The 5,557-nt window shown below is 64.6% G+C and carries 5 protein-coding genes and 1 pseudogene; 1 reads left to right on the forward strand and 5 read right to left on the reverse strand.

The annotated features are described in order from the left end of the window. Nucleotides 1-40 precede the first annotated feature (40 nt). From ACRDPS_RS21815 to ACRDPS_RS21835, 5 genes are all read right to left on the reverse strand, one after another. Entirely contained in the window at nucleotides 41-910 is an 870-nt protein-coding gene (locus ACRDPS_RS21815) for an amino acid ABC transporter permease (protein WP_431503765.1), read from the reverse strand. A gap of 52 nt (nucleotides 911-962) precedes the next feature. After that, complete coding sequence (locus tag ACRDPS_RS21820; protein ID WP_431503766.1) at nucleotides 963-1,649, reverse strand: amino acid ABC transporter permease; 687 nt, start codon at nucleotides 1,647-1,649, stop codon at nucleotides 963-965. A gap of 132 nt (nucleotides 1,650-1,781) precedes the next feature. Continuing rightward, nucleotides 1,782-2,594, reverse strand: coding sequence for a glutamate ABC transporter substrate-binding protein (locus ACRDPS_RS21825; RefSeq protein WP_431503767.1), 813 nt, complete (start codon nucleotides 2,592-2,594; stop codon nucleotides 1,782-1,784). Nucleotides 2,595-2,670: 76 nt separating this feature from the next. Next, nucleotides 2,671-3,447, reverse strand: a complete 777-nt coding sequence (locus ACRDPS_RS21830) for an amino acid ABC transporter ATP-binding protein (RefSeq protein ID WP_431503768.1) — start codon at nucleotides 3,445-3,447, stop codon at nucleotides 2,671-2,673. A gap of 101 nt (nucleotides 3,448-3,548) precedes the next feature. Beyond that, nucleotides 3,549-5,093, reverse strand: a complete 1,545-nt coding sequence (locus ACRDPS_RS21835; RefSeq protein ID WP_431503769.1) for an AAA family ATPase — start codon at nucleotides 5,091-5,093, stop codon at nucleotides 3,549-3,551. Between the two features lie 24 nt (nucleotides 5,094-5,117). On the opposite strand from ACRDPS_RS21835, the pseudogene ACRDPS_RS21840 reads away from it, so the two are divergent. After that, nucleotides 5,118-5,557: pseudogene (locus tag ACRDPS_RS21840) on the forward strand (tRNA (N6-isopentenyl adenosine(37)-C2)-methylthiotransferase MiaB); the annotation flags it as partial.

The following is a 5,557-nucleotide window of genomic DNA, read 5'->3' on the forward strand; positions in this document are numbered from 1 at the left end:
GCCCCGAGGAGGGGCAGCGGGCCGCTTCGTGTCGTCGACCTCAGGCAATCGGCGTGCCGACCTGCACCTCCGGGTCCTCGGCCGTCCCGACCGGGCCGGCGGTGTGGCCCACCCGGCGAGTCCGACCCTCGATCCAGTTCGCGACCAGACCCAGGATCGTGTTCATCAGGATGTACATCCCCGCGACCAGGATCGCCGCCGGGATCAGGTTGTGGAAGTTCTGGGAGAGCTTGGGGAGCTGGTTGAGCAGCTCGCTGTAGCCGAGCACATAACCCAGCGCGGTGTCCTTCAGCAGCACCACGAGCTGGGCGATGATCGCCGGCAGCATCGCTCGTACGGCCTGCGGAAGCAGGATCGTCCGCATGACCTGGCCCGAGGTGAGTCCGATGGCGGCACCGGCCTCGTTCTGGCCCTTCGGAAGCGCGTGTACGCCGGCGCGGATGATCTCGGCGATGACGGAGCCGTTGTAGAGCATCAGGCCGAGCACGACCGCCCAGAAGATGCTGGTCGTGCCGATGCCGAGCGAGGGCTGGATGAAGTAGATGAAGAACATCAGCAGCAGCATCGGGATGGAGCGGAAGAACTCCACGACCGCGCCGCTCGGGATGCTGATGAGCTTGACCGGGGAGAGCCTCCCGACGGCGAAGACGAACCCGAAGACCAGGGCGAGTACGGAGCCGACCGCGAAAGCGCTCAGCGTACCGATCAGCCCTGGGATCAGCAGGTTGTTCCAGACGTCGGCGTCAAGGAACGGCGTCCACTTCTCGCCTTCCCACTGGCCGGTCTTGTCGAACGTGGTGTAGATGTACCAGGCGAGGAAACCGACCGCGACCAGCGCGACACCGGAGTAGATCCAGTTGAGCGCCTTGGCGCGCGGGCCGGGGGCGTCGTAGAGAACAGAGGTGCTCATCTTTTGGGGCCCCCGTTCGAAGCGGAGCGAAGCGAGCATTCGGATGGGGTATTCATCGAATCACCGCAAACTTCTTGGAGGCCCAGCCGGCGAGGAAGCCGACCGGCAAGGTCATGATCATGAAGCCGGCCGAGAAGATGATGAAGATCAGCACGATCTGGTCGGCCTCGTTCTCCATCATCGTGCGCATCTGGCCGGACGCCTCGTTGACACCCGTAGCGGTGACGACGCCGATGGTGACGGCCACCGTGGTGTTCTTGATCATCGCGATCAAGACGCTGGCGAGCGGGTTGAGCACCGACCGCAGAGCCTGCGGGAGGACGATCAACCTGAGGTTCTGGGAGAAGGTGAGTCCGATCGCCCGAGCGGCCTCGGCCTGGCCCAGTGGCACCGTGTTGATCCCGGAGCGCAACACCTCACAGACGAAGGTGGAGGTGTAGATCGACAGTGCCAGGACCGCGAGCCAGAAGTTCTGGGTGGGGATGTCCTTCGCGAAGGTGAGGCCGAACTCGAAGGCCAGGCCGAACATCGAGAAGAACATCACCAGGGTCAGCGGCGTGTTGCGGAACGTGTAGACGACGGCAGAGCCGACCCAGCGCAGAACCGGCACCGGGGAGACCCGGAAGACGGCCAGGACGACGCCGAGCAGAAGCGAGAAGATCCCGCTGAAGAAAGCGAGTCGCAGGGTCAGTCCGAACGCCGCGAGGATGGCCGACCCATACTCGGAGAAGAGGTCCATTAGGTACTTTCGGTTCTTTGGTGGTCCGTCTTATGCCTCGCCCCGAGTCGGCGCATCCTGGCCCTGTTGCTCGCTTCGCTTCGCAAGGACCGGGTCAGGATCCGCCGACTCGGGTCTGGCTGAACGCTTCGCTCAGTAGCGGTCGACCGTCGGGGGCTCCGGCAGCTCGTAGCCGGACTCGCCGAGGTTGTCGTTGAACGCCTTCTCCCAGGCACCGTCCTCGAAGGACTTCTCGATCAGATCGTTGATCTTGTCGCGGTCCTTGCTGCCCTTGGGCAGACCGACGCCGTAGTTCTCCTCCGAGAACGGCTCGCCGACGATCTTGAACTCGCCGGGGAACTCGTTGGCGTAGCCGGCGAGGATGATGTCGTCGGTGGTGAGAGCGTCGAGCTGGCCGCCCTGGAGGGCGGTGATGCACTTGCTGTAGGAGTCGAACTCCTGCGGCACGGCGCCGTACGCCTCCTTGACCTTCTGGGCGGAGGTGGAGCCGGTGACCGAGCAGAGCTTCTTGCCCTTCGTGTCCTCCGGGCCGGTGATGGAGGAGTCGTCGGCTCGGATCAGAAGGTCCTGGCCGGCGACGTAGTAAGGACCGGCGAAGTCGACCTCGGCCTTGCGCTCGTCGGTGATCGAGTAGGTCGCCAGGATCATGTCGACCGTGCCGTCCTTGAGGAAGGTCTCTCGGTTGGCGGAGACGGCTTCCTTGAACTCGATCTGGTTCTTCTCGTAGCCGAGGCCCTCGGCGATGTAGGTCGCCATGTCGACGTCGAAGCCGGCGTAGCTGCCGTCGGCGTTCTTGAACCCGAGACCGGGCTGGTCGAACTTGATGCCGATCGTGAGCTTGTCGCCACCGGCGTCGGAGCCGGAGTCGTCGCCGCCACCACAGGCAGCGAGCGAGCCTGCGAGCGCGAGGGCGCCCACGACCGCGGCGATCTTCTTGAACTTCATCGTTTCCACCTTCTGGAATATGAGTGTTGAGTGCGTTGCAGGGTTCGCGAGCCTAGGACTCACCCGAGACGTACGTTCAGTGCTTGAGGATCTTGCCGAGGAAGTCCTTGGCGCGCTCGGACTTCGGGTTGTCGAAGAACTCGTTCGGGGTGTTCGACTCGACGATCTGCCCGTCGGCCATGAAGACGACGCGGTCGGCGGCGATACGGGCGAAGCCCATCTCGTGGGTGACCACGATCATGGTCATGCCCTCCTTGGCCAGGCTGACCATGACGTCGAGCACCTCCTTGACCATCTCCGGGTCGAGCGCGGAGGTGGGCTCGTCGAAGAGCATCACCTGCGGCTTCATCGCCAGCGCCCGAGCGATCGCGACGCGCTGCTGCTGGCCGCCGGAGAGCTGGGCCGGATACTTCGACGCCTGGACGCCGACCCCGACACGGTCGAGCAGCTTCTTCGCCTCGGCGTCGGCCGCCGCCTTCTTCAGCTTGCGCACCTTCATCGGGCCCAGCGTGACGTTCTGCAGGATCGTCTTGTGGGCGAAGAGGTTGAAGCTCTGGAAGACCATCCCGACCTCGGCGCGCAGCGTGGCCAGAGCCTTGCCCTCAGCGGGCAGCTCCTTGCCGTCGAGCTTGATCGTGCCGGAGTCGATCGTCTCCAGCCGGTTGATCGCGCGGCAGAGGGTCGACTTCCCCGAACCCGAAGGCCCGATCACCACGACGACCTCGCCACGCTTGATCTCCAGGTTGATGTCCTGGAGCACATGCAGGTCGCCGAAGTGCTTGTCGACATGGTCGAGCACCACCAATGCGTCTCCCGAAGGTGCGCTGGTGGGTTCAGTGTCAAGCACGGTCATGCCGGAGACCTAACCACATCCTGCATTGCACATCCATGACTTGGCCCCCGGTATCGGTTACAAGCAGATAACCAACCAGATTGAGTACGCCGGTCTGCCCCTCAAGAACGGTAGAGATCATCGAGTGTCAGGGGTATGACATTGGGCCCGGTATCGGCGTCGAAGCCCTTGGTGAACCCGCCTGTGGCCGAGAAGCAGAGCAAGGCGGTCCGCGACACGTCGTATCCCCGTGCCTCGAGCAGATCCCGTGCTCTGTTGAGCCGGTCGACGTGACCAGGTCCGATCCGTTCGCCCCACTTGCATTCGCCCATTGCGAGAACCTGCCGTGGCTGATCAGTGCGAGGTGGTCCCAGCACCGCGACGTCGATCTGGATCTGACTCTTGGTCCTGGGGTCGTTGACCACACCGGAGCGCACCTCTGCCGGAAGCTCCGCGAACAACTCCCGTGCCGATGTCGAGACGGCGAAGGAGCGGCAGATCGCTTCGAAGTGCGGTCCGAGGACCTGCTTGTCGAACGTCGCTCTCCGATCGGCCCAGATCGAGGCGGTGTCTGCGCCTGTTTCGAGCCGTGCGTATATCGGCCACATCACCGATTGATAGAAGGTCACCAGTGGCTCGGCGATCCGGTAGGTGCTGCGACCGTTGCGGAAGGCGTCGGGTTCGCGCGTGAGCAGCGCCGAGTCCTCCAAGACGTTGAGCGGATGCGCGATCTCCGCGGTCTTGCGCCCGACGAAGTTCGCGATCCCACCGCTGGTGGTGTTGCCCTGTGCGACCGCTGCCAGCACGGAGTGATAGATGCCGGGGTCGCGGATCTCGGTCTCCTCGGCGAGGAGATAGCGCGCCTCGCGGAACAACGGTGACTGTGGGTTCAAGACGGTGCGGGTGACCCAGGCGTCGAAGTCGTCAAGACCATCGGGGACGTCGAAGCCGGCGAGCTCGCGTCGATAAGCCGGCGTGCCGCCGACCACGGCGTGAAGCTGTGCCGCTAGGCGAGGGTCCGCGACATTCCAGAAGCTCGCCGCGTCGCGATAGTCGAACGGTCCGAGAACGAACTCCATGCTCGCGCGACCACGTAGCGGTGCCTGGCCCGCTAGAAGCTTGCCCATCATCGCCATCGACGACCCGCACAGGATCAGGCGGGCGCTGCTGCTCTGCCCCGATCCTCCGGGGCCGAGCTCGCGCTGGAGGATCGATGGCAACGACGGAGTCGCCCGCATGAGGAACGGGAACTCGTCGATGACGACCACCCGGGGCTCATCCCGGATCGCTTCGAACAGGTGAGAGACGGCGTCGCCCCAGTCGAGGAACGGCCGGGACACCCGGATCCCGTTACGCATGAGAGTGTCGGCGAACTGGCGCAACGAGATCGCCTCGGTCGCCTGCAGCGCAGGAAAGTAGATACCGTCCGTTGCCGCAGTCAGTCCCTCGAGCAGGAAGCTCTTCCCCTGCCGCCGCCGGCCGCTGACCACGCCGAGCATCGCTCCCGGCTGAGGGCGCGCGGCGAAGCGTACGAGGGTCTCCCACTCGCGGTCGCGACCGAACACGTGCTCAGGCTTCGGTGTCACCGGTATCCTCCGTAAGGTACGCTTTACTAAATCGTACCTTACAACTCTAGGGACAAGTCTTGGATTCCTCTGCGCGGCCACAGCGGTCGTACGCTTGAGGGCGCTATGACCGCGCGCACCTACGAAGTCCGTACCTACGGCTGCCAGATGAACGTCCACGACTCCGAGCGCCTCTCCGGGCTGCTCGAGGATGCGGGCTATCTGAAGCCGACCGAGGGCGCGCAGGCCGACGTAGTCGTCTTCAACACCTGCGCGGTCCGGGAGAACGCCGACAACAAGCTCTACGGCAACCTCTCCCACCTGGCCCCGATCAAGGCGGCCAACCCGGATCTCCAGATCGCCGTCGGTGGCTGCCTCGCACAGAAGGACCGGGCCACGATCACCCAGAAGGCGCCGTACGTCGACGTGGTGTTCGGGACGCACAACATCGGCTCGCTCCCGGTGCTCCTCGAGCGTGCCCGGGTTCAGGAGGAGGCGCAGGTCGAGATCCTCGAGTCGCTCGAGGTCTTCCCCTCCACGCTGCCGACCAAGCGCGAGTCGGCGTA

Source organism: Nocardioides sp. (genome assembly GCF_050699375.1).
Taxonomy (GTDB): Bacteria; Actinomycetota; Actinomycetes; order Propionibacteriales; family Nocardioidaceae; genus Nocardioides.

What these genes read in the sequence shown, in the direction of transcription:
- ACRDPS_RS21815 (WP_431503765.1), bottom strand. Translation starts at nt 910, where the DNA reads ATGAGCACCTCTGTTCTCTACGACGCCCCCGGCCCGCGCGCCAAGGCG.
- ACRDPS_RS21820 (WP_431503766.1), bottom strand. Translation starts at nt 1,649, where the DNA reads ATGGACCTCTTCTCCGAGTATGGGTCGGCCATCCTCGCGGCGTTCGGA.
- ACRDPS_RS21825 (WP_431503767.1), bottom strand. Translation starts at nt 2,594, where the DNA reads ATGAAGTTCAAGAAGATCGCCGCGGTCGTGGGCGCCCTCGCGCTCGCA.
- ACRDPS_RS21830 (WP_431503768.1), bottom strand. Translation starts at nt 3,447, where the DNA reads ATGACCGTGCTTGACACTGAACCCACCAGCGCACCTTCGGGAGACGCA.